This window comes from Affinundibacterium amnicola (assembly GCF_014284275.1).
GTDB classification, from domain to species: Bacteria; Pseudomonadota; Gammaproteobacteria; order Burkholderiales; family Burkholderiaceae_D; genus Undibacterium; species Undibacterium amnicola.
The window spans coordinates 598,959-617,130 of sequence record NZ_JACOFU010000001.1; the positions used below are offsets into that span (position 1 = coordinate 598,959).

The 18,172-nt window shown below is 43.4% G+C and carries 23 protein-coding genes; 7 read left to right on the top strand and 16 right to left on the bottom strand.

Translation table 11 applies throughout. The annotated features are described in order from the left end of the window. Positions 1 to 127 precede the first annotated feature (127 nt). The gene (locus H8K33_RS02700; RefSeq protein ID WP_186889421.1) at positions 128 to 364 is read right to left on the bottom strand and encodes a hypothetical protein; all 237 of its coding nucleotides are present in this window, start codon (positions 362 to 364) and stop codon (positions 128 to 130) included. Between the two features lie 315 nt (positions 365 to 679). Next, positions 680 to 1,819, bottom strand: a complete 1,140-nt coding sequence (locus H8K33_RS02705; RefSeq protein WP_186889422.1) for a cupin domain-containing protein — start codon at positions 1,817 to 1,819, stop codon at positions 680 to 682. Positions 1,820 to 1,936: 117 nt separating this feature from the next. Here H8K33_RS02705 and H8K33_RS02710 point away from each other — a divergent pair, with 117 nt between their 5' ends. Beyond that, a complete protein-coding gene (locus H8K33_RS02710; protein WP_186889423.1) occupies positions 1,937 to 2,467 on the top strand; it encodes an FKBP-type peptidyl-prolyl cis-trans isomerase in 531 nt (176 codons plus the stop codon). An 85-nt stretch (positions 2,468 to 2,552) separates the two neighbouring features. On the opposite strand, the gene H8K33_RS02715 is transcribed toward H8K33_RS02710, so the two are convergent. The 10 genes from H8K33_RS02715 to H8K33_RS02760 form a co-directional block, all read right to left on the bottom strand. Next, positions 2,553 to 3,464 (bottom strand): cobalamin-binding protein, encoded by a 912-nt coding sequence (locus tag H8K33_RS02715; protein ID WP_222613250.1) that lies wholly within the window; start codon positions 3,462 to 3,464, stop codon positions 2,553 to 2,555. A gap of 20 nt (positions 3,465 to 3,484) precedes the next feature. Further along, the gene (gene panC, locus H8K33_RS02720) at positions 3,485 to 4,324 is read right to left on the bottom strand and encodes a pantoate--beta-alanine ligase (protein ID WP_186889425.1); all 840 of its coding nucleotides are present in this window, start codon (positions 4,322 to 4,324) and stop codon (positions 3,485 to 3,487) included. A gap of 38 nt (positions 4,325 to 4,362) precedes the next feature. Continuing rightward, the gene (locus tag H8K33_RS02725) at positions 4,363 to 5,217 is read right to left on the bottom strand and encodes a segregation and condensation protein A (protein WP_186889426.1); all 855 of its coding nucleotides are present in this window, start codon (positions 5,215 to 5,217) and stop codon (positions 4,363 to 4,365) included. Positions 5,218 to 5,273: 56 nt separating this feature from the next. Then, a complete protein-coding gene (locus H8K33_RS02730; protein ID WP_186889427.1) occupies positions 5,274 to 5,483 on the bottom strand; it encodes a DUF3460 family protein in 210 nt (69 codons plus the stop codon). A gap of 167 nt (positions 5,484 to 5,650) precedes the next feature. Further along, positions 5,651 to 6,214, bottom strand: a complete 564-nt coding sequence (locus tag H8K33_RS02735; RefSeq protein WP_186889428.1) for an LOG family protein — start codon at positions 6,212 to 6,214, stop codon at positions 5,651 to 5,653. Positions 6,215 to 6,223: 9 nt separating this feature from the next. Next, positions 6,224 to 6,898 carry a TetR/AcrR family transcriptional regulator gene (locus H8K33_RS02740; protein ID WP_186889429.1) on the bottom strand — a complete coding sequence of 225 codons (675 nt, stop codon included), beginning with the start codon at positions 6,896 to 6,898 and terminating at the stop codon, positions 6,224 to 6,226. A 113-nt stretch (positions 6,899 to 7,011) separates the two neighbouring features. Beyond that, a complete protein-coding gene (locus H8K33_RS02745; RefSeq protein ID WP_343043774.1) occupies positions 7,012 to 7,548 on the bottom strand; it encodes an RDD family protein in 537 nt (178 codons plus the stop codon). Between the two features lie 53 nt (positions 7,549 to 7,601). After that, entirely contained in the window at positions 7,602 to 8,246 is a 645-nt protein-coding gene (locus H8K33_RS02750) for a DUF3106 domain-containing protein (protein WP_222613251.1), read from the bottom strand. Between the two features lie 53 nt (positions 8,247 to 8,299). Further along, positions 8,300 to 8,731 carry a DUF3619 family protein gene (locus H8K33_RS02755; protein WP_186889432.1) on the bottom strand — a complete coding sequence of 144 codons (432 nt, stop codon included), beginning with the start codon at positions 8,729 to 8,731 and terminating at the stop codon, positions 8,300 to 8,302. Next, on the bottom strand, positions 8,728 to 9,297 hold the full coding sequence (locus tag H8K33_RS02760) for an RNA polymerase sigma factor (RefSeq protein WP_186889433.1): 570 nt from the start codon (positions 9,295 to 9,297) through the stop codon (positions 8,728 to 8,730). Before H8K33_RS02760 ends, H8K33_RS02755 begins: the two co-directional genes overlap by 4 nt. 615 nt (positions 9,298 to 9,912) lie before the next feature. On the opposite strand from H8K33_RS02760, the gene H8K33_RS02765 reads away from it, so the two are divergent. The 3 genes from H8K33_RS02765 (at position 9,913) to ilvC (ending at position 13,360) form a co-directional block, all read left to right on the top strand. Beyond that, entirely contained in the window at positions 9,913 to 11,688 is a 1,776-nt protein-coding gene (locus tag H8K33_RS02765; protein ID WP_186889434.1) for an acetolactate synthase 3 catalytic subunit, read from the top strand. Continuing rightward, the gene (gene ilvN, locus H8K33_RS02770; RefSeq protein WP_186889435.1) at positions 11,688 to 12,179 is read left to right on the top strand and encodes an acetolactate synthase small subunit; all 492 of its coding nucleotides are present in this window, start codon (positions 11,688 to 11,690) and stop codon (positions 12,177 to 12,179) included. Before H8K33_RS02765 ends, ilvN begins: the two co-directional genes overlap by 1 nt. Before the next feature lie 164 nt (positions 12,180 to 12,343). Beyond that, positions 12,344 to 13,360: a ketol-acid reductoisomerase gene (gene ilvC / locus H8K33_RS02775; protein ID WP_186889436.1), complete on the top strand. Its 1,017-nt coding sequence runs from the start codon at positions 12,344 to 12,346 to the stop codon at positions 13,358 to 13,360. 220 nt (positions 13,361 to 13,580) lie between these two features. Here ilvC and H8K33_RS02780 read toward each other — a convergent pair whose 3' ends face one another. Next, entirely contained in the window at positions 13,581 to 14,435 is an 855-nt protein-coding gene (locus H8K33_RS02780) for an AAA family ATPase (protein WP_186889437.1), read from the bottom strand. A 276-nt stretch (positions 14,436 to 14,711) separates the two neighbouring features. Here H8K33_RS02780 and H8K33_RS02785 point away from each other — a divergent pair, with 276 nt between their 5' ends. After that, positions 14,712 to 15,032 (top strand): c-type cytochrome, encoded by a 321-nt coding sequence (locus H8K33_RS02785; RefSeq protein ID WP_186889438.1) that lies wholly within the window; start codon positions 14,712 to 14,714, stop codon positions 15,030 to 15,032. 10 nt (positions 15,033 to 15,042) lie between these two features. After that, a complete protein-coding gene (locus H8K33_RS02790; RefSeq protein ID WP_343043775.1) occupies positions 15,043 to 15,399 on the top strand; it encodes a c-type cytochrome in 357 nt (118 codons plus the stop codon). Positions 15,400 to 15,462: 63 nt separating this feature from the next. Here the strand turns inward: H8K33_RS02790 and H8K33_RS02795 are convergent, their stop codons facing one another. Continuing rightward, positions 15,463 to 15,894, bottom strand: a complete 432-nt coding sequence (locus H8K33_RS02795; RefSeq protein ID WP_186889440.1) for a DUF1841 family protein — start codon at positions 15,892 to 15,894, stop codon at positions 15,463 to 15,465. 171 nt (positions 15,895 to 16,065) lie between these two features. Here H8K33_RS02795 and H8K33_RS02800 point away from each other — a divergent pair, with 171 nt between their 5' ends. Next, a complete protein-coding gene (locus H8K33_RS02800; protein ID WP_186889441.1) occupies positions 16,066 to 16,650 on the top strand; it encodes a malonic semialdehyde reductase in 585 nt (194 codons plus the stop codon). A 32-nt stretch (positions 16,651 to 16,682) separates the two neighbouring features. Here the strand turns inward: H8K33_RS02800 and nth are convergent, their stop codons facing one another. Together nth and rsxB are read right to left on the bottom strand one after the other, a co-directional pair. Further along, positions 16,683 to 17,330: an endonuclease III gene (gene nth / locus H8K33_RS02805; protein ID WP_186889442.1), complete on the bottom strand. Its 648-nt coding sequence runs from the start codon at positions 17,328 to 17,330 to the stop codon at positions 16,683 to 16,685. A gap of 21 nt (positions 17,331 to 17,351) precedes the next feature. After that, positions 17,352 to 18,047 (bottom strand): electron transport complex subunit RsxB, encoded by a 696-nt coding sequence (gene rsxB / locus H8K33_RS02810; RefSeq protein ID WP_343043782.1) that lies wholly within the window; start codon positions 18,045 to 18,047, stop codon positions 17,352 to 17,354. Between the last annotated feature and the right edge of the window lie 125 nt (positions 18,048 to 18,172).

Below are 18,172 nucleotides of genomic sequence, written 5' to 3' on the forward strand. Positions count from 1 at the left end.
TTTAATCCGCTTTTTTTACGCCCATAGCTTTAAGAGCATTGCTTGGGATCTACATCTTGCAGTTGCCTCAATCTCGAGGCGCAAAAAAGCCGGTCAATGACCGGCTTTTCTTTAAAAAGTAATAAAATTACTTAGATGCTGCTGCAGAAGCTGCAGCTGGTGCTGCTTCAGCTGCTGGAGATGCTGCAGACGCTGCTGCGTCAGCTGCTGGTGCAGATGCTGGAGCTGCTTCAGCTGGTGCAGATGCTGGTGCAGATGCTGGAGCTGCTTCAACTGCTGGTGTAGAAGCTGGTGTTTCAGCTGGTTTGTTGCATGCTACCAAAGCTACTGCCAACATAGAAACGAGCAAAAGTGATTTTTTCATGTTTTTACTTTCAAAAAATAGATCTAAAAAAACAACAAACTTGCGATGAATAATTACCGGTAATTATCGCTCAATAGGTTAAGCCGTCGGCACAAAAATCAAAAAGATCTTGCGATTCCTTCGAAACTTTCCTAACCGCGAATTATAATGAGTTTTCTGTCAATCGAATACACCTGAAGCGACTTTTTTGGAAAAAAATACGCTTATTTACGGAATTCATCGCGAATGGGCTTATTCACTGTTGTATGTGGATCAAAAAGCGATAAACATCGAGAAAAATGCTGAAATTTCACTGTGATTTTCAGCTGGAAAAATCTAGTTCTTATCGAGTTCTAGCCAACCATCTTCATACCAAATACAGAAGGCCTCCATGACATCATCCGATGCCTTTGTCATTTCATCCGCACTTAGATTTCTTTGATTCGCCAATTGGCTCAAAGTCTGTTTATCGACTTTGCCAACGCTAAATGACTCGCCATTGATGAAGATATGCTTAGCTTGGTACAGCATTTGTGTTTTGAGTGCTAAGCGAACGCCGTATTTTAATGCCGCTTGTGTGAATTTCTTTGGCGGTAAGGGCTTTTCTGGAGAATCGAAGAACACACTTGATTTAGGCTCGGTCAAATACTCCCCTAAGAAAATCGCCATGTCTTCTTTGTTCAGGCTAATCTTGGCAAGCTCTGCAGCGACCTTGTCTATCATTGATTCACCAAGTTCTGCGGGATTTTTACTCGCTTTCAGCTCTGGATCCGCGTATCGACCTGGTAGCTCGATGGTGTCTGCCATAAATTGGAGGAAACCTTCACCAAGCTCTTGGTAAGAGGGGGATTTGAATCCAATTGAGTAAGTCATGCATTCGTTGAGTGCTACACCGTCATGTGCGTAATGAGGGGGCAGGTAAAGCATGTCACCAGGTTCTAATACAAACTCTTGTTCACACTTGAAGTTGCGTAATATTTTTAGTGGCATGCCTTCAATTAAAGTCAGATCTTTTTGCGCACTGATCTGCCAGCGGCGTTGTCCATGCGCTTGTAGTAAGAACACATCATAGGAATCAAAGTGCGGTCCTACGCCGCCGCCTTCGCGCGCATAGCTGATCATCAAGTCGTCTAGACGGGCATCTGGTGCAAAACGGAACTGCCGTAGTAGTTCATTTGCTTTTTCTTGGTGCAAATTGACACCTTGAACTAATAAGGTCCAATCCTTTTTTTCTTTGACAGGAATTTTGTCTATTGGCCCATTTTTCATTTCCCAATGTTGTTTGAAAAAACAAATCAGGCGTGACTCCACGTCGTCCCGGCTGGCCATCTCGAACAATTCTTCTGGGCTAAATAAGGGTTTAAAGTCGGGAATCGCTTGACGAATCAGCAAAGGCTTTTTTTGCCAGTAAGTAGTGAAAAATTCTTCAGGTGAAATGCCACCCAATAAAGTGAGAGGAGAGGACAGTTTTTTCATGGTGCGATGCATGCCAAGGTAAATAAAAAGTTCAGGCAGGATAAATCATAGACGCCACTTGAGGAAGGTATAATGCGTGATGCAACACAAAAGATCTGAAAATTTTAAGGAAATAGTATGAAAATTGCCAAAAATACCGTGGTGACGGTCGAATACAGTTTGTCTGATACGTTAGGCAATCTGATTGAGCAAGGACAAGAGCCGATGGTATATCTGCACGGTGGCTATGAAAACACCTTGCCGAAAATCGAAGAAGCGCTCGACGGTAAAGAAGTCGGTTTTAATGACACAATTCAGGTAGAGCCAGAAGATGCGTTTGGTGAATATGATGCTGAGTTGGTGAAAATGGAAGAGCGTAGTCGCTTGCCATCTCCGATCGAAGTTGGAATGCAGTTTGAAGGAACACCCGATGACGATGAAGACGGCGAAAGTTTAATTTTCACTGTGACTGAAATCGCGGAAGATAAAGTGGTTTTAGACGGCAATCATCCTTTGGCGGGAATTGCGCTGCGATTTACGCTGAATGTGATTGACGTGCGTGAAGCAAGCTCAGAGGAGATCGCCCATGGCCACGTACACGGTGCGCATGGACATCCAGATGATGACGAAGAAGAGGACGGAGAGTACCGTTCATATCCTTTGCATTAACTTGTCGTTAGCAGAGTCGTTTTAGCAGTATTTTTGGTAAAGCCAGTATCTCGACACTGGCTTTATTTTATTCTGCAGCGTAAATTTAATTACGTTGAGTCTTCTTGCGAGTCTCGGCAATATTTTTGCAAAGTTGCTCGGTCGCATCTAGCACACGTGGGCCGGCACGATGCAACCAATCGCCTTGAATGCTGTAGAGATTGTGTTTTTTGACCGCTTGCAAATTTGGAAAATCCTCCCAGTTTTTGCGTAACTTTGTATTGTCCTTGCCACTACTAAAAATCAGTTCTGGATTGGCTGCCAACAGAGCTTCTACCGAGATAGTGGAGCTGATATCTTTCAATTCGGCAAAAACATTGCGTCCACCGCATAAATCAATCATTTTTGAGATGAAATGTTCCTGATTGATTGTCATTAATGGGCTTTGGACCATTTGATGAAAGACACTAATGGGTTTTTCTTTGTCTTTTAAGCGATAGGTGGATGTGAGATTTTGTAGTCGATCGCGAAATTGCTTGGCATTGGCTACGCCAACAGATTCCGTGCCACTTAGCTTGGCAATTCGTTCAATTGAGCTGGCGATATCATCAAAATTATGCGGTTCGCTTTCAAACACCGTTACCTTATTCTCGCGTAATTTTTTTGTTAGTTGCTTGGCATTGCCTGTTCCCCAGATGATCACCAGATCAGGTTTTAAGGCAAGTAAACGTTCTAAATCCAATGCAAAAATGTTGCCCACTGACGTGATGTGTTTTGCCGCTTCGGGGTAGTCACTGTATTCACTGACGCCGATCAGGAGGTGACCTGCGCCAGCGGCAAAAATAAGCTCCGTTACATGCGGCGCTAAGCTAATGATACGTTTTGCTGGTTGCGTTAGATTGACTGTTCGCTTTCCATCATCAATGACTTGAAGCTGCGCATAACTTGGTGGAATAGCTGCGATGCTAAGTATCGCAGCGATCAGGCAGCGGTAATGTAGGGAGCGTAAATGCATCATCAAATTGGTTTCAGTGTGAATTAAATTTCAAGGTTGTCGATCAAGCGGGTATTGCCTAACTTGGCGGCGCTCAACACCACCAAGGCTTCCTTGTTTGCTAAATCCTCTTCACTTGGTGCTTGTAAATCGACACGTTTGCGAACTGCAACATAATCTGCTTGCCATTGGCGCTTTGAGAGTGATTGCATGGCTTGATTTTCAATCTCTGAAATGTCAGTTCTTCCGCTGCGTACTTGATCTGCCACTTGATTTAAGACTTGATACAAGCTTGGCGCTTCAGCTCGCTCGGTGCTACTCAGATAGCCGTTCCGTGATGATAGTGCCAAGCCATCATCGGCGCGGAAAGTTTCTGCAGCAATGATTTCCGTTGGCAAAGCAAATTGTTTGGCCATGTTTCTGATGATCATGAGTTGTTGGTAATCTTTTTTGCCGAACACCGCAACTTTTGGTTGTACGCAGGAAAATAATTTTAAGACGACGGTACTGACACCATTAAAGAAGCCAGGACGGAACTCACCTTCAAGAATGTCGCCTAAATCATTTGGTGGCTGAACCCGATACTCTTGCGGTTCCGGATATAGGTCTTTTTCAGTCGGTGCAAACAGCACATAAACGCCTTCTTTTTCTAATTTTTCAACGTCAGCTTGAAAGGTTCTTGGATACTTCTCGAAATCTTCATTTGGACCAAATTGCAAACGATTCACAAAGATTGATGCGACTACAGGATCGCCGTGACGACGTGCAAGACGCATGAGAGATAAATGACCTTCATGTAAATTACCCATAGTTGGAACAAATGCTGTTCGTAACTGACCGCGTAATTGATCGCGTAATTCTTCAATGGAGGAAATAATTTTCATGTGAGATGGAGTGGTAAGTTGTCGCACGAATGCGGTATTTATGTCGGCGCGTAGGCTAATCGTACATAGATCGGAGCGTACGCCTCCGCTTGGGTAATTTCTATCAGCGTTTCTTTTGCCAGTTCGAGTAAGGCAACAAAATTGACGACGAGAACTGGCGCACCCCGAGTTGGGTCAAATAAGTCGGCAAACTCGACAAATTTACTTGATTGCAAACGTCGTAAAATGCTACTCATGTGTTCACGTACCGATAATTCTTCTCGGCTAATCTTGTGATGAGCGACCAACTTTGCTCGACCAAGCACATCTGCCCAGGCTTGTTGCAGATCTGCGATGTGTACTTCAGGCCAATGTAGTATTGTGTTTTGCTCAATGAATACTTGGGCGTGTAAAAAATCACGTCCAAGTTGAGGTACGGCATTTAAGTCATAAGCCGCCAATTTCATTTGTTCGTATTCAAGTAATCGGCGCACCAAAGCCGCGCGTGGGTCATCGGCCTCATCTCCATCCTGCACTTTATTACTGGGAACCAGCATGCGTGATTTAATCTCAATCAACATTGCAGCCATTAAAAGGTACTCTGCAGCTAATTCGAGATTATGTTTTCGAATTTGATCAACATATTGCAGGTACTGTTGAGTGACCTGCGCCATGGGAATATCCAGAATGTTGAAGTTCTGTTTGCGGATTAAATATAAGAGTAAATCTAATGGACCTTCGAAGGCTTCAAGAAAAATTTCTAGCGCATCGGGAGGAATGTACAGGTCGTTGGGAAGCTTGAATAAGGGCTCGCCATATAATTTAGCAAATGCAAGCCCGTCAACGACATCGGGTGTACTGTCGCTTGCACCAATAAGAGGTAATTCCGTTGCCGGTAGGTTTTGCGTAGACATGCGTCTGAGCTTTCGAAGCCAAGCGTTTAGAGCTTAGTGGCCAGCTTCAATGGCGATTAATTTTTGTTTTGGTAAACGTAGGGCTGCTGATTAACACGTGCTTCCGCTGCGCGACGTTGGTTATCAAGATCAACAGGTGTTTTATCCCATAGTAGGGCACGTCCATCACGTTGACCTTGTTCCATCGTTGGATTTGCTTCTTTTAAGCCATTAATGAACTGTGTGGCTTCAGATTGATAGAGAGAAAATTGTTTGGAAAATTTCATTGTTTTTCAATCGAAAGGATAAATGGTTAACTGCTGTAGTCGCTGTTATGGTAACGACAGTCGGGGTTGGCATTTTACCCTGTAATCGTTCTTTTTCTGACGATTAGAGTAGATATTCCCACGAAATGTTGCTTATGAAGATTTCAGGGTAAATAAAGTGAAGCCCATTACTCTTTGGCTCTGATGATGTTTTCAAATTGCGTCATGCGACTTAATAATAAAGACGGATCAGTTTCTTTAATGAGCAAAGCATTCTGTTCTGGTTTTAAAAATCCTGAGTAGACAGCATGTTCGAGAAACTGTAATAAATGGTCGTAAAAGCCATTTACATTGAGTAATCCTAGTGGTTTCTGATGAAAGCCTAGTTGCAACCAGGTAAACATCTCAAATAATTCTTCTAATGTGCCAATGCCGCCAGGCATCGCGATAAAGCCGTCTGATAATTCTGCCATCAGCGCTTTACGTTCATGCATGTTGGCCACTACATGCAATTTACTTAATTGGCTATGTCCCACTTCTCGATCAAGTAAGGCTTGCGGAATGACGCCAGTAACATGTCCACCCAACCGTAAGACTTCATCTGCGACCGCTTTCATTAGTCCGACATCACCACCGCCATAGACCAGCTCTTGATTATGTAGGACCAGTTGACTGGCTAAAGACTTTGCCGCTTGTTGAAAAGCAGGCGAGTTGCCGCTCGCGGAACCACAGTAGACACAAACAGATTTCATATTACAAACTTAGGTTTCTCGTTTAATTTTTAGCAAATAATCTTGAGATAATTTCTCGAAAACTTCTTTCGTGTGCCCGCGCAAATAAGGGCTAATCTGCACAATCACTTGATAACAGCCGCGCGCCAGAGATTCGGACATCGTTTGAAGTTCCGTGTACTTACGTGGATTGCGCACATATTCATAGGAGAGCCAGTAAGTTGCTACTACAACCATATTAGTTGCCAAGGCTTCCACTGTGATGTCATCGGCTTCAAATTCGCCATCGGCACGCAATCCAAGACAGAGTTCCGTCGCCACTTTAATCTTATGGTTAAGAATCTGCTTGAAAGTCAGTTCGAGTTTTCGATTGCGTGTCAATAAGTCATTTAGATCGCGATAGAAAAAACGATAGCGCCAGATCAATTCAAACGTTAGGTGTAAATAGGTCCAGATATCTTGAATGTTAGCTTTTCTGCCTTCGGGGAAGGCTAGCTTCTTATTAATTTCTTCCTCAAACTGAACAAACAGTGAGTTTACAATATCTTCTTTATTGCGAAAATGATAATATAAATTGCCGGGAGAGATACTCATTTCTTCGGCAATAATAGTTGTTGTAATATTTGGTTCGCCAAAGTCATTAAATAACTTGAGTGACAAATCCAAAATGCGATCGCGTGTTCGTCTTGGTGTTTTATTTTGCATGTTGAATGCCTATTGATCTTGTCTAATCGCAAGTAGCGATCATTTGGCAATAGAATATCATTGAATCAAGCAATACCCCAAATTTACTGGTGCAGAAAAGCAATTAAACAAAATCAAATTTGATCTTGTTCAATTCTTTTATCAAATTTGGGAAGTTCGATTAGGCGTGTCTTTGCAAGTTTGTCGTGCAAAAATTGACCATCTTTGATAAATAACGCGGTCGCTGCCCAAGCACAAAATCCAATGACGATAGGAATGGCTAATTGGGCATTTTTTAAATTCAATTGGTAAGCGACTATAAATCCCGGTAAAAACCACATCCAAGCGAGGCAGTAACGCACAATCGCTTTTACCAAGGGGACTGTACTAAAGTCATCGTTGACCAGCTTAATACGCCAAGTTTGCATCGCTAAGGTTTGTCCACCGCGACGCCAGAAGAACACAAAGTAACTGCCAATCACAAAAAACAAGAATGCTTCTCTGGCTAAGCGTAGTGTTAGTGCGCTTTTACTTTGGGTAGAAACATCAAATATAAAACTGGCAAAAAAAATGACGCCAAAAACTAAAGCCGCTTCGTAGATCATCATGCATACGAGGCGGCGTTTTAGACTGGGAGTAGGGTAAGGTGTTGCAGGATGTAATTGAGTCACTTGCGAAATAATTTGTTGAATGTTTGATTAATTTTTGCTTGGTTTTAACTAAATTACTTGACACTAGCTTGAGATGCGCTTGCACTTGTAGGATTGACCGGTGATGGTCCTTTTTTAATCGGAGCTAGTACTGGCGTTGTGCGTTTTGACTCTGGCTGTATCGTTGTAATTGATTTTTTGACCTTAGCTTGGTGGGCGAATTTCTTCTTTTCTTCATCGCTCAACTGCTGATATTGCTGCCACTGTGCTGACTTTTGTTCAGGTGATTTTTTTGCAGTATTGGCAAAATTTTCACGAACTGACATACGCTGCTCAGGTGTCATTTTAACCCAAGTTTTAATACGTTCTTGCACACGTTGCTGCTCTTCAGGTTTCATGTTGCTGTATTTGTGAGAAACGCCTAGCCATTTTTTTTGTCGGGTGGCATCCATTTTGTCCCACTCATTGGCTAGCGGGGCTAATGCATTTTTCTCTTCAAGGCTAAGATTTTTCCAACTTGTTTTATTGATGCTTGTAGCCTGTGCCGCCACGATTGTCGGATTTGGTGTGCGCGGTTGTTGCGGTTGTATTAAATCGACTTGCTTTGTCGTTGGCGTATTGGGACTGCTTGCGTCGACTGAAGCGATCGTAGTGGCGTTGTTTGCTTGTATCGCCAATTGACGTGCAAAAACATTGCTGGTCACAATTGTGACCAGCATTAAAAAAGTCATGTGAAGTAGTGGTAGTAGCGATAAATTCTTAATGCGCACTCTTATTCCTCTGTTTTGGCTGGTGGTGTTTCTTTATTTAAGTAGGCGTTAAAACCACCATCTAAATAAGCATCAGGTGGTAATTCATCAACTAAAACAGCAGCGTCAATTTCAGCCAAATCATTAATTTGCTGCTCTTGTTCATATTCATAAATACTATATAAACCAAGCATTAATACTAAAAGGGGGAGTGCGATCCACATCTTTTTGACCCAGCTCTTTTGTGACATCGATGTGCCATTATTGCCTGCCAAAACACCACCAAAAGCCAAAGCGCGACTTGGTTCTGCCTGTTTTTGACGAGATAAAGCTAATTCACGCGCAGTTGCTAAGCGTTCCAGCGTAGATTCTGGAAGTTTTTCGCTTGATTCAGTCATCGCACGACGCACCTTGTAGGCGAAGTCAATTTCTTCTTTGTCTTTTGCGTAAGTCATAAATGTATCCCAATTGCTTTAAGTGATGCTGCCAATGCGTGAGTTGCTCTTGAACAGTGAGTTTTAACGCTTCCCTCTGAACAGCCCATGGCGGTTGCTGTCTCTGCGACATCCATGTCTTCCCAGTAACGCATAAGGAAGGCTTCTCGTTGACGTGTTGGAAGTTTTTTTATCTGGTCATCTATAATATTTAAAACTTGTTCTCTTTCTAATTTTTGTTCTGTCGATTCCGCTGCTTCGCTACCTTCTTCAGAAGCATGAATTTCTAATAAGTCAAAATTATCATCATCTTGATTATTTGTGGTGATATTTGAAAATAAACTCACCCAATTATTGCGAACTTTCTCTCTGCGAAAAAAATCTAAAATAGTATTTTGTAGAATTCGCTGAAATAATAATGGCAATTCATTGGCTGGTTTGTCGCCGTATTTCTCAGAAAGTTTAATCATTGCATCTTGTACAATGTCTAGTGCAGATTCATCATTGCGTACCATGTACACAGCGTGTTTGTACGCACGACGTTCGACGCCTTCGAGAAAATTGGAGAGTTCTTTGCTAGTTGCCATTCAGAGGGTAGTGCCTTGGAAATCGTAAAATTTCTAAAATGTTAGAAGAAGCAGTATGCAAGTGTAAATTGCTCAACGAAGAACGTTTGAGTTTGGTTTACCTGTCGAGCACTTTTTTGGTGCGACGATATTTTTGCTAGCATGCTAAAAGTGCGCACATGCTAGCAAAAAAGCTTAGCGATGTCCTCTTATTTCAGTAAAAACTACGCTTAAGCGCTTGAATTTAAGGATTTCTTTCAAATTTCTTCCAATTGAGATCTAAATATACTTGACCAATTTGCTGCATCGCAGTAGTGTAGAGCCTCGCTCCAAAATCTCGGAGTACCAACACTTGTTTGATCTGGCTCACAATGCCTCTGTCAACAAGTCACTATCAGTAAATTGTTAGTAGCAGTTTGTTCTAACCCATGCCACAAGCGTGAGAAATTTAATATTTCTTAGCCTTACCCTGACCGCACGAGTCGCCATTAAGCTTTGCCTGGAATATTATCCAACGGATAGTAGAAGGGGAAAGTGACCGCACAAAAAGGAACGTCAGCTGACCGCTTTTGAAATTTGAATTTCGTCAGGAAAGAACATCCGATCAATCTCCAATGGACCTTGAAAGGAAACAAAATGAGTTCAGAACGACCGTCCGATCGTCAATCGGAACGCGGTGCCGAGAAAACCCTCGACCGCAACACTGAGTACACGGGCGCAGAAATTCTCGTCAAGTGTCTCGCAGAAGAAGGCGTTGAGCATGTATTCGGTTACCCGGGTGGTGCTGTCCTTTATATTTACGACGCGATTTTCAATCAAAGTAAATTCCAACATATCTTAGTACGTCACGAGCAAGCGGCGATTCATGCTGCGGATGCGTATTCCCGTTCGTCGAATAAAGTTGGTGTCGCTTTAGTGACATCCGGCCCTGGCGTAACGAATGCTGTGACAGGGCTGGCAACAGCCTATATGGATTCTATTCCCATGATCGTCATTTCTGGACAAGTACCTAGCCATGCAATTGGCGAAGACGCGTTCCAGGAATGTGACACCGTGGGCATTACCCGTCCATGCGTGAAGCATAATTTCTTAGTGAAAGATGTACGTGATCTGGCCGACACGGTGAAGAAGGCTTTCTTCATTGCGACTACAGGTCGCCCTGGCCCAGTATTGATTGATATCCCAAAAGATATCAGCAATCACAAAACCACTTATCACTACCCTAAAGAAATTGAGATGCGTTCTTATCGTCCCGTCGATAAAGGTCACGCAGGACAAATTCGTAAAGCAGTTCAATTGCTGTTGCAAGCGGAACGCCCAATGATTTACACCGGTGGTGGTGTGATCTTGGCAAACGCCGCGCCAGAATTGAATAAATTAGTCGATCAATTAGGTTTCCCTGTCACCAATACCTTGATGGGGCTTGGTGGCTATCGTGCGGCTGACGAAAAATTCGTCGGTATGCCGGGCATGCACGGTACTTATGAAGCTAACATGGCGATGCAACATTGCGACGTCTTGATCGCGATCGGTGCGCGTTTTGATGATCGAGTCATTGGAAATCCTAAGCATTTCGCATCACATCCACGTAAGATTATCCACGTCGATATCGATCCTTCATCGATTTCCAAACGTGTGAAGGTTGACATTCCTATCGTCGGCAATGTGAAAGATGTGTTGGTTGAGATGCTTTCGCAATTGGCGGCATCCGATGCAAAGCCAAATGCGAAACCTCTCGCAGATTGGTGGAAGCAGATTAAGAAATGGCGCGCCCAAGATTGTCTTGGCTATACCGATTCTTCTGAGATCATTAAGCCGCAATCGATTATTCAAAAAGTGTGTGAGATTACCAAGGGCGATGCTTTCGTCACGTCTGACGTTGGTCAACATCAAATGTGGGCAGCACAATACTATAAATTCAATCAACCACGTCGCTGGATTAATTCTGGTGGTTTGGGAACGATGGGTGTTGGATTGCCGTATGCGATGGGTGTACAAATGGCAAATCCTGATGCAACGGTCGCTTGTATTACGGGTGAAGCATCAATACAGATGTGTATCCAAGAGCTCGCAACCTGTAAGCAATATCATTTGACACCAAAAATTATTTTGCTGAACAACCGTGCGCTCGGCATGGTACGTCAGTGGCAGCAAATTGATTATGCAGGTCGTTATTCCGAATCCTATATGGACTCCTTGCCTGACTTTACCAAATTGGTTGAAGCCTATGGTCATGTGGGGATGAAGATCGAAAATCCAGCCGATGTCGATGGCGCGTTGCATGATGCTTTCGCTATGAAAGACAAATTGGTTTTCATGAACTTCATTACAGATCAAGACGAAAAAGTTTGGCCTATGGTGAAAGCCGGTAAGGGTTTGACTGAAATGTTGCTTGGTTCGGAGGATTTGTAATGCGACACATTATTTCCGTATTGCTCGAAAACGAAGCGGGCGCCTTATCGCGTGTAGTGGGCTTATTCTCTGCACGTGGTTATAACATCGAAACTTTGACAGTTGCGCCTACTGAAGACGCAACGCTGTCACGTATGACGATAGTCACCACAGGTTCAGATGATGTGATCGAACAAATCACTAAGCATTTGAATCGCTTGATTGAAGTAGTGAAAGTGGTCGACTTAACTGAAGGTGCGCATATTGAACGTGAGCTCATGCTCATCAAAGTGCGCGCAGTCGGTAAAGAGCGTGAAGAGATGAAACGCACGGCGGATATTTTCCGCGGCCGTATCATCGACGTCACTGAAAAAAGCTACACCATAGAATTGACCGGTAACAAAGGAAAGCTCGATGCCTTTATCGATTCCATAGAGCGTACCGCAATTCTGGAAACAGTCCGTACCGGTGGTTCTGGTATTGGGCGTGGTGAACGCATCCTGAAAGTGTAATCAGATTTAGCAGAAGAAGTAAAACCGCGAAGGCGCAGAGGATACCGAGAATTGAAAGATTCTTCCTCCGTGCTCTCGGTGTCTCTGCGGTCCAGATTAACGCCAATGTTGGCGACTTAGTTTCAGTTTCGATTTTGAATAATTTAAATTTATAGGATATTAAAATGAAAGTTTTTTACGATAAAGATTGCGATCTCTCTTTGATCAAAGGCAAAAAAGTTGCCATCATCGGTTACGGTTCACAAGGTCATGCTCACGCATTGAATATGAGTGAATCTGGTTGCCAGATCACTGTCGCTTTGCGTAAAGGTGGCGCGTCTTGGGATAAGGCAAAGAATGCTGGTTTGAAAGTCGCAGAAGTAAATGATGCGGTCAAAGAAGCCGACGTTATCATGATCTTGTTGCCAGATGAAAATATCGCTCAGGTCTACAATGAAAACGTCGCTCCACATGCAAAACAAGGCGCGGTATTAGCCTTCGCGCATGGCTTCAACGTCCACTACGGTCAAGTCGTTCCACGTGCCGACATGGACGTGATCATGATCGCACCAAAAGCACCAGGTCATACAGTGCGCGCAACCTACACACAAGGTGGCGGCGTGCCACATTTGATCGCTGTGTATCAAGATAAGTCAGGCTCTGCACGTGACATCGCTTTGTCTTATGCAATGGCAAACGGCGGCGGTCGTGCTGGTATTATCGAAACTAACTTCCGTGAAGAAACTGAAACGGATTTATTCGGCGAACAAGCAGTTTTGTGCGGTGGTGCCGTGGAATTGATCAAAGCAGGTTTTGAAACTTTGGTTGAGGGTGGTTACGCTCCAGAGATGGCATATTTCGAATGTTTGCACGAGCTGAAATTGATCGTTGATTTGATTTATGAAGGCGGTATCGCTAACATGAATTACTCGATTTCTAACAATGCAGAATACGGTGAGTATGTGACTGGCCCTCGTATCGTCACTGATGCAACGAAACAAGCGATGCGTCAATGTTTGAAAGATATTCAAACGGGCGAATATGCAAAGAGCTTCATCTTGGAAAACAAAGCGGGCGCGCCAACTTTGATCTCTCGTCGCCGTTTGAATTCTGAACATCAGATCGAACAAGTCGGTGCAAAATTGCGCGCGATGATGCCATGGATTGCTAAAAACAAGATGGTTGATCAGTCGAAGAACTGATTAGTTATTTTATCGAGGCATCATTCAGCACACGCAAGTATGCGTGCACTGCTCGAAGGCTAAAAGTCACCCGCAGGGGTGACTTTTTTTACGCCTTCAAGTGCACTTGGATCGCGAAGAACAAGATGGTTGATCAGTCGAAGAACTAATCAGTTTGATTGGGTGTTAGCGTAAAAAAGCCGTCAACGTTGACGGCTTTTTTAATGGTTAAAATTTGATGCTAGCGATGATTTCGCGACATCATCATTAATCGTTCAAATAAATGCACATCTTGCTCATTCTTTAAAAGCGCTCCATGCAGCGGCGGAACGGCATTTTTATTTTCTTTGGAAAGCAAGGCTTCTGCGGGTATATCTTCCGCCAACAATAGTTTCAGCCAATCGATTAGTTCGGAAGTCGATGGCTTCTTCTTGAGTCCATTGACCTCACGTAATTGATAGAATGCCTCTAATGCATTGTTGAGTAATTCAATTTTTAAATTCGGAAAATGTACATTAACAATCGCCTGCATCGTTTCTTTGTCTGGGAATTTAATGTAATGGAAGAAGCAACGACGTAAGAATGCGTCGGGCAATTCTTTTTCATTATTTGAGGTGATGATTACCAACGGTCTATGTTTCGTGCGTACCATTTCTCGCGTTTCATACACATAAAATTCCATACGATCAAGTTCGCGCAATAAATCATTGGGAAATTCAATATCAGCTTTGTCGATTTCATCAATGAGCAAAACAACTGGCTCATCGGCATTGAAAGCCTGCCACAACACGCCTTTGATGATGTAGTTGTGAATGTCTTTGACGCGCTCATCGCCTAATTGCGAATCGCGCAAACGTGAAACGGCGTCATATTCGTACAGGCCTTGTTGCGCCTTGGTGGTGGATTTGATATGCCACTGGAGCAGAGGCATATTCAAGGCCGCTGCGACTTCTTCTGCCAGCATGGTCTTTCCCGTACCAGGCTCACCTTTAATTAATAGTGGACGTTGAAGGGTCAGTGCTGCATTGACAGCGAGTTTTAAGTCATCGGTAGCGACATAATTATCCGCACCGTCAAAGCGTCGAGTATTTTTCATGAAAGTTAATTGCTGTTATTGCATTCGAAAAGATTGAGTCGTGAGTATAAACAAAAATTCTTGTCAGGATGTCGGGCGAGGTGATTCTGGTAGTAAGCCTCGAATCGAGAAAGTTATAGAATTGTGTTTGCATATAACTTATTGAAATCTCTTAATGAAGGTAATTTGTGTCTGAAATGCACATGAAATTTGCGCAAAAATAATGGTTATCGGCTAAAATGCTGACTTCGATCAAATCGCAGTTTTGATTTTCCTGATTATTTTCTCTCAGCTAATATGAAAAAATTATTTGCTCTACTCGCTTTGGCGAGCGTCGCACAGCTTGCTGTGTCGGCTGAAGTTGTTGGTAACGCGAAAGCCGCAGAAAACAAAGTGGCGATGTGTATCGGTTGCCATGCAATCCCAGGTTATAAAGCCACTTTTCCAGAAGTGTATCAAGTGCCTATGATTGGTGGACAATCTGCAAAGTACATTGAGAACGCGTTGAAAGCCTATCGTAAAGGCGATCGTAAGCATCCGTCGATGCGCGGCATTGCAGGTAGTTTGACTGATCAGGATATCGCTGATTTGGCCGCATACTATGCACAACAAAAATAAGCTGAGGATAATGATGAAAAAAATCGCTTTAGTCGTTTCAGCTGCTTCTGCACTGACATTCTCTGCTGGTGCATTAGCTGCTGGCAATATCGAAGCAGGTAAAGTTGCGGCGGCAAAATTTAATTGTGCGTCATGTCACGGTGCAAATTACAACGAAGCTATCGATCCTAGCTATCCAAAATTAGCGGGTCAACATAAGGATTATCTGGTGCAAGCGTTGAAATCGTATCAGCGCGGCGCAGTGGGAACGTCTGGTCGTAGCAATGCGATTATGGAAGCGCAGGCGAAAGCATTGAGTAATGCTGACATTGAAAATATTTCGGCTTATTTGGCTAGCTTAAAAGGCAGTCTGGTTTTAAAGAAATAATTTCGCTTTCATTGGAATTAAAAAAAGCCACGCATACCGTGGCTTTTTTTATTGGTATCGAACTTATTTCCCTGCACGTTTCATTAACGAGGACAGGTAGGCTTCGCCATCAGGTGGTGTGCCATTTCGTTGCGAATTCCAGATCATTTCACCTAAACAATCCATCATTTCATGGTGTGCTTCATGGATGGAATTTTTTTTGTGTGCTAATGCTTCGTAGGCGATGCGAACACCTTGAGGTTGGTTAATGGTGACTTGTTCGGCAATCGTCAAATGCATAGAAAGATGTAAAAACGGATTGGTTTTGCCTGAATCTACGCTGTAGTTACGTTGCAATGCCGCTTCGACATCGCGGAAATCATCTGCATATTCAGGATGTTGAGAAATCCAATCGGCGGCGATGGTTTCTAATGGTGTGAGAATTTCTTTGGCGTGATATTTGCGAAAAGTCTCGCAAAAAAAGCGGCGTACATCGTCTTGACTGGGATTAAACATGTTCTGCTTGGTTAAGTTTGTTGCTTGATCAGGATTTCTTTAGTGTGCGGTATTTTACTGGGAATTTGATGTTCCCGTAATTTTTGCCTGACCATATTGGGGAGCATGGCTCTGAAGAAAAAACTATTTTCGGTTATGATCGCGACTTCGTTTATTGAAAGTTATTTCATCATGTTAAATCAAGAATCTTTAGACTTATTGTTTGCTTCCGCACGCACCCACAATGTTTGGTTAGATAAGCCAGTGAGTGATGAGCAAATTCAAGCCATTTACCATGCGATGAAATGGGCACCGACATCGGCTAACTCATGCCCGGCACGTTTTGTCTTTGTAAAATCTGCCGAGCAAAAAGAGAAACTGGTGGAATGCATGTCGCCAGGTAATGCTGTAAAAACACGTCAAGCACCTGTGACAGTGATCATCGGTATGGATTTGGCGTTTTATGAGAAATTGATTAAATTATTTCCACATGCGCCAGATGCGCGCTCTTGGTTTGAAGGTAATCAAGCGAATATTGAAGCGACTGCTTTCCGAAATTCGAGTTTGCAAGGTGCTTACCTGATGATGGCGGCACGTGCTTTAGGTTTGGATTGTGGCCCTATGTCAGGATTTGATGCGGATAAAATCAATGCTGCCTTTTTTGCGGATACGCCAGTAAAAGTGAATTTTGTGTGCAGTATCGGTTATGGTGATGCGGAAAAATTATTTCCACGTTCGCCACGTTTGGATTTTGATGAGGCTTGTCAAATCGTTTAATTAAACTTTGTACTCGTAATTAAGAAGCGCTCTTACACATTTTCTGGTAAGGGCGTTTTTTGTTTGAATTCACACAAATCAGCAATCATACAATTCCAACATTTGGGTGTGCGCGCAATGCAAGTGTAGCGACCATGCAAGATCAGCCAATGATGGGCATCGAGCTTGAAGTCATTCGGCACAAATTTCAATAATCTTTCTTCGACGATATCAACGTTTTTTCCTGGCGCGATACCAGTGCGATTTGAAACGCGGAAAATATGCGTGTCGACCGCAATCGTAGGCTCACCAAATGCAGTGTTGAGCACGACATTCGCCGTTTTTCTACCGACGCCAGGTAGTGCTTCTAAAGCTTCTCGGGTGCGTGGTACTTCACCTTTGTGTTGTTCTAGCAAAATGCGGCAGGTCTCTATGGTGTTTTTTGCTTTGGTGCGAAATAGGCCTATCGTTTGTATATAAGGAATTAAGCCGTCTACGCCTAAATCAAATATTTTCTGTGGTGTATTGGCGATAGGGTAGAGCCGTTTAGTCGCTTTATTTACGGAGACGTCGGTCGCTTGGGCGGATAGTAAGACCGCGATCAATAATTCAAATGGTGTTGTGTATTCTAGCTCGGTGGTCGGATGCGGATTTTGTGCTCGCAAGCGGGTGAATATTTCCAGGCGTTTGTTGGCATTCATAAAATTTCTGTCGGCTTAATATTATTGTTGCTGCTCTTTTTTGTTGGTGGCGCGTAAGATTGCATTGGCGATGATTTTCTTCTTGCGCTCTTTTTCATCTAACTCACTTTGCGTTTCTGCGGTCTCGGACGAGACTAATTTGAGTTTTTCGTGCGCCTTTGCTAATAAGCGTTTTTCATTTTCCTGTTTTTCTCGAATGAGGCGCAGTTCTCTTTGTTGATAGCGTAATTTCGCGCTATCAGCTTGTTCTTGTGACCACGCTTGCCAGCCCGTTTTGTTGAGTGAGTCACTGCTTGGAATCATCGCGATGCAATCTACAGGGCATGGTGCTACGCATAGGTCGCAGCCAGTGCATAGCTCTGGAATCACGGTGTGCATTTGTTTATTCGCCCCCATGATGGCATCGACCGGGCACGCTTGTATGCAAAGTGTGCAGCCTATACATACTGCTTCATCGATGAAGGCGAGGGTGCGCGGTTTTTCTACGCCATTATTGGGATTTAATGGAATACTTGCTTGCCCTAGTAAGTCAGCGAGTTTGTTGATGCCTTCCTGCCCGCCTGGTGGGCATTGGTTATAACTGGCAGTACTATCGGCAATTGCTTGGGCGTAAGCGCGACAAGCTGGATATCCACATTTGGTGCATTGAGTTTGTGGCAATAAATTATTGATTTGTTCAGCGAGAGTCGATGCCACGGCGTTTATTCTTTGAGCGATAAAGTCAGTATTATCCTCTCAAAGCCAAGGCTGAACAAATCTCTTGCTAGAATCTTCACAAGTGCAGGCGATTATATTGCAATAATGCTAGAAAAATGCCAATTGGAAAGTATTCTGCGATTGCT

What these genes read in the sequence shown, in the direction of transcription:
- H8K33_RS02725 (WP_186889426.1), bottom strand. Translation starts at nt 5,217, where the DNA reads ATGTCTACGCAAAACCTACCGGCAACGGAATTACCTCTTATTGGTGCA.
- H8K33_RS02760 (WP_186889433.1), bottom strand. Translation starts at nt 9,297, where the DNA reads ATGGCAACTAGCAAAGAACTCTCCAATTTTCTCGAAGGCGTCGAACGT.
- H8K33_RS02800 (WP_186889441.1), top strand. Translation starts at nt 16,066, where the DNA reads ATGTTAAATCAAGAATCTTTAGACTTATTGTTTGCTTCCGCACGCACC.
- H8K33_RS02785 (WP_186889438.1), top strand. Translation starts at nt 14,712, where the DNA reads ATGAAAAAATTATTTGCTCTACTCGCTTTGGCGAGCGTCGCACAGCTT.
- H8K33_RS02705 (WP_186889422.1), bottom strand. Translation starts at nt 1,819, where the DNA reads ATGAAAAAACTGTCCTCTCCTCTCACTTTATTGGGTGGCATTTCACCT.
- H8K33_RS02750 (WP_222613251.1), bottom strand. Translation starts at nt 8,246, where the DNA reads ATGCTGGTCACAATTGTGACCAGCAATGTTTTTGCACGTCAATTGGCG.
- H8K33_RS02710 (WP_186889423.1), top strand. Translation starts at nt 1,937, where the DNA reads ATGAAAATTGCCAAAAATACCGTGGTGACGGTCGAATACAGTTTGTCT.
- H8K33_RS02790 (WP_343043775.1), top strand. Translation starts at nt 15,043, where the DNA reads ATGATGAAAAAAATCGCTTTAGTCGTTTCAGCTGCTTCTGCACTGACA.
- H8K33_RS02740 (WP_186889429.1), bottom strand. Translation starts at nt 6,898, where the DNA reads ATGCAAAATAAAACACCAAGACGAACACGCGATCGCATTTTGGATTTG.
- H8K33_RS02735 (WP_186889428.1), bottom strand. Translation starts at nt 6,214, where the DNA reads ATGAAATCTGTTTGTGTCTACTGTGGTTCCGCGAGCGGCAACTCGCCT.
- H8K33_RS02755 (WP_186889432.1), bottom strand. Translation starts at nt 8,731, where the DNA reads ATGACTTACGCAAAAGACAAAGAAGAAATTGACTTCGCCTACAAGGTG.
- panC (WP_186889425.1), bottom strand. Translation starts at nt 4,324, where the DNA reads ATGAAAATTATTTCCTCCATTGAAGAATTACGCGATCAATTACGCGGT.
- nth (WP_186889442.1), bottom strand. Translation starts at nt 17,330, where the DNA reads ATGAATGCCAACAAACGCCTGGAAATATTCACCCGCTTGCGAGCACAA.
- H8K33_RS02715 (WP_222613250.1), bottom strand. Translation starts at nt 3,464, where the DNA reads ATGATGCATTTACGCTCCCTACATTACCGCTGCCTGATCGCTGCGATA.
- H8K33_RS02765 (WP_186889434.1), top strand. Translation starts at nt 9,913, where the DNA reads ATGAGTTCAGAACGACCGTCCGATCGTCAATCGGAACGCGGTGCCGAG.
- H8K33_RS02730 (WP_186889427.1), bottom strand. Translation starts at nt 5,483, where the DNA reads ATGAAATTTTCCAAACAATTTTCTCTCTATCAATCTGAAGCCACACAG.
- H8K33_RS02700 (WP_186889421.1), bottom strand. Translation starts at nt 364, where the DNA reads ATGAAAAAATCACTTTTGCTCGTTTCTATGTTGGCAGTAGCTTTGGTA.
- ilvN (WP_186889435.1), top strand. Translation starts at nt 11,688, where the DNA reads ATGCGACACATTATTTCCGTATTGCTCGAAAACGAAGCGGGCGCCTTA.
- H8K33_RS02795 (WP_186889440.1), bottom strand. Translation starts at nt 15,894, where the DNA reads ATGTTTAATCCCAGTCAAGACGATGTACGCCGCTTTTTTTGCGAGACT.
- ilvC (WP_186889436.1), top strand. Translation starts at nt 12,344, where the DNA reads ATGAAAGTTTTTTACGATAAAGATTGCGATCTCTCTTTGATCAAAGGC.
- H8K33_RS02780 (WP_186889437.1), bottom strand. Translation starts at nt 14,435, where the DNA reads ATGAAAAATACTCGACGCTTTGACGGTGCGGATAATTATGTCGCTACC.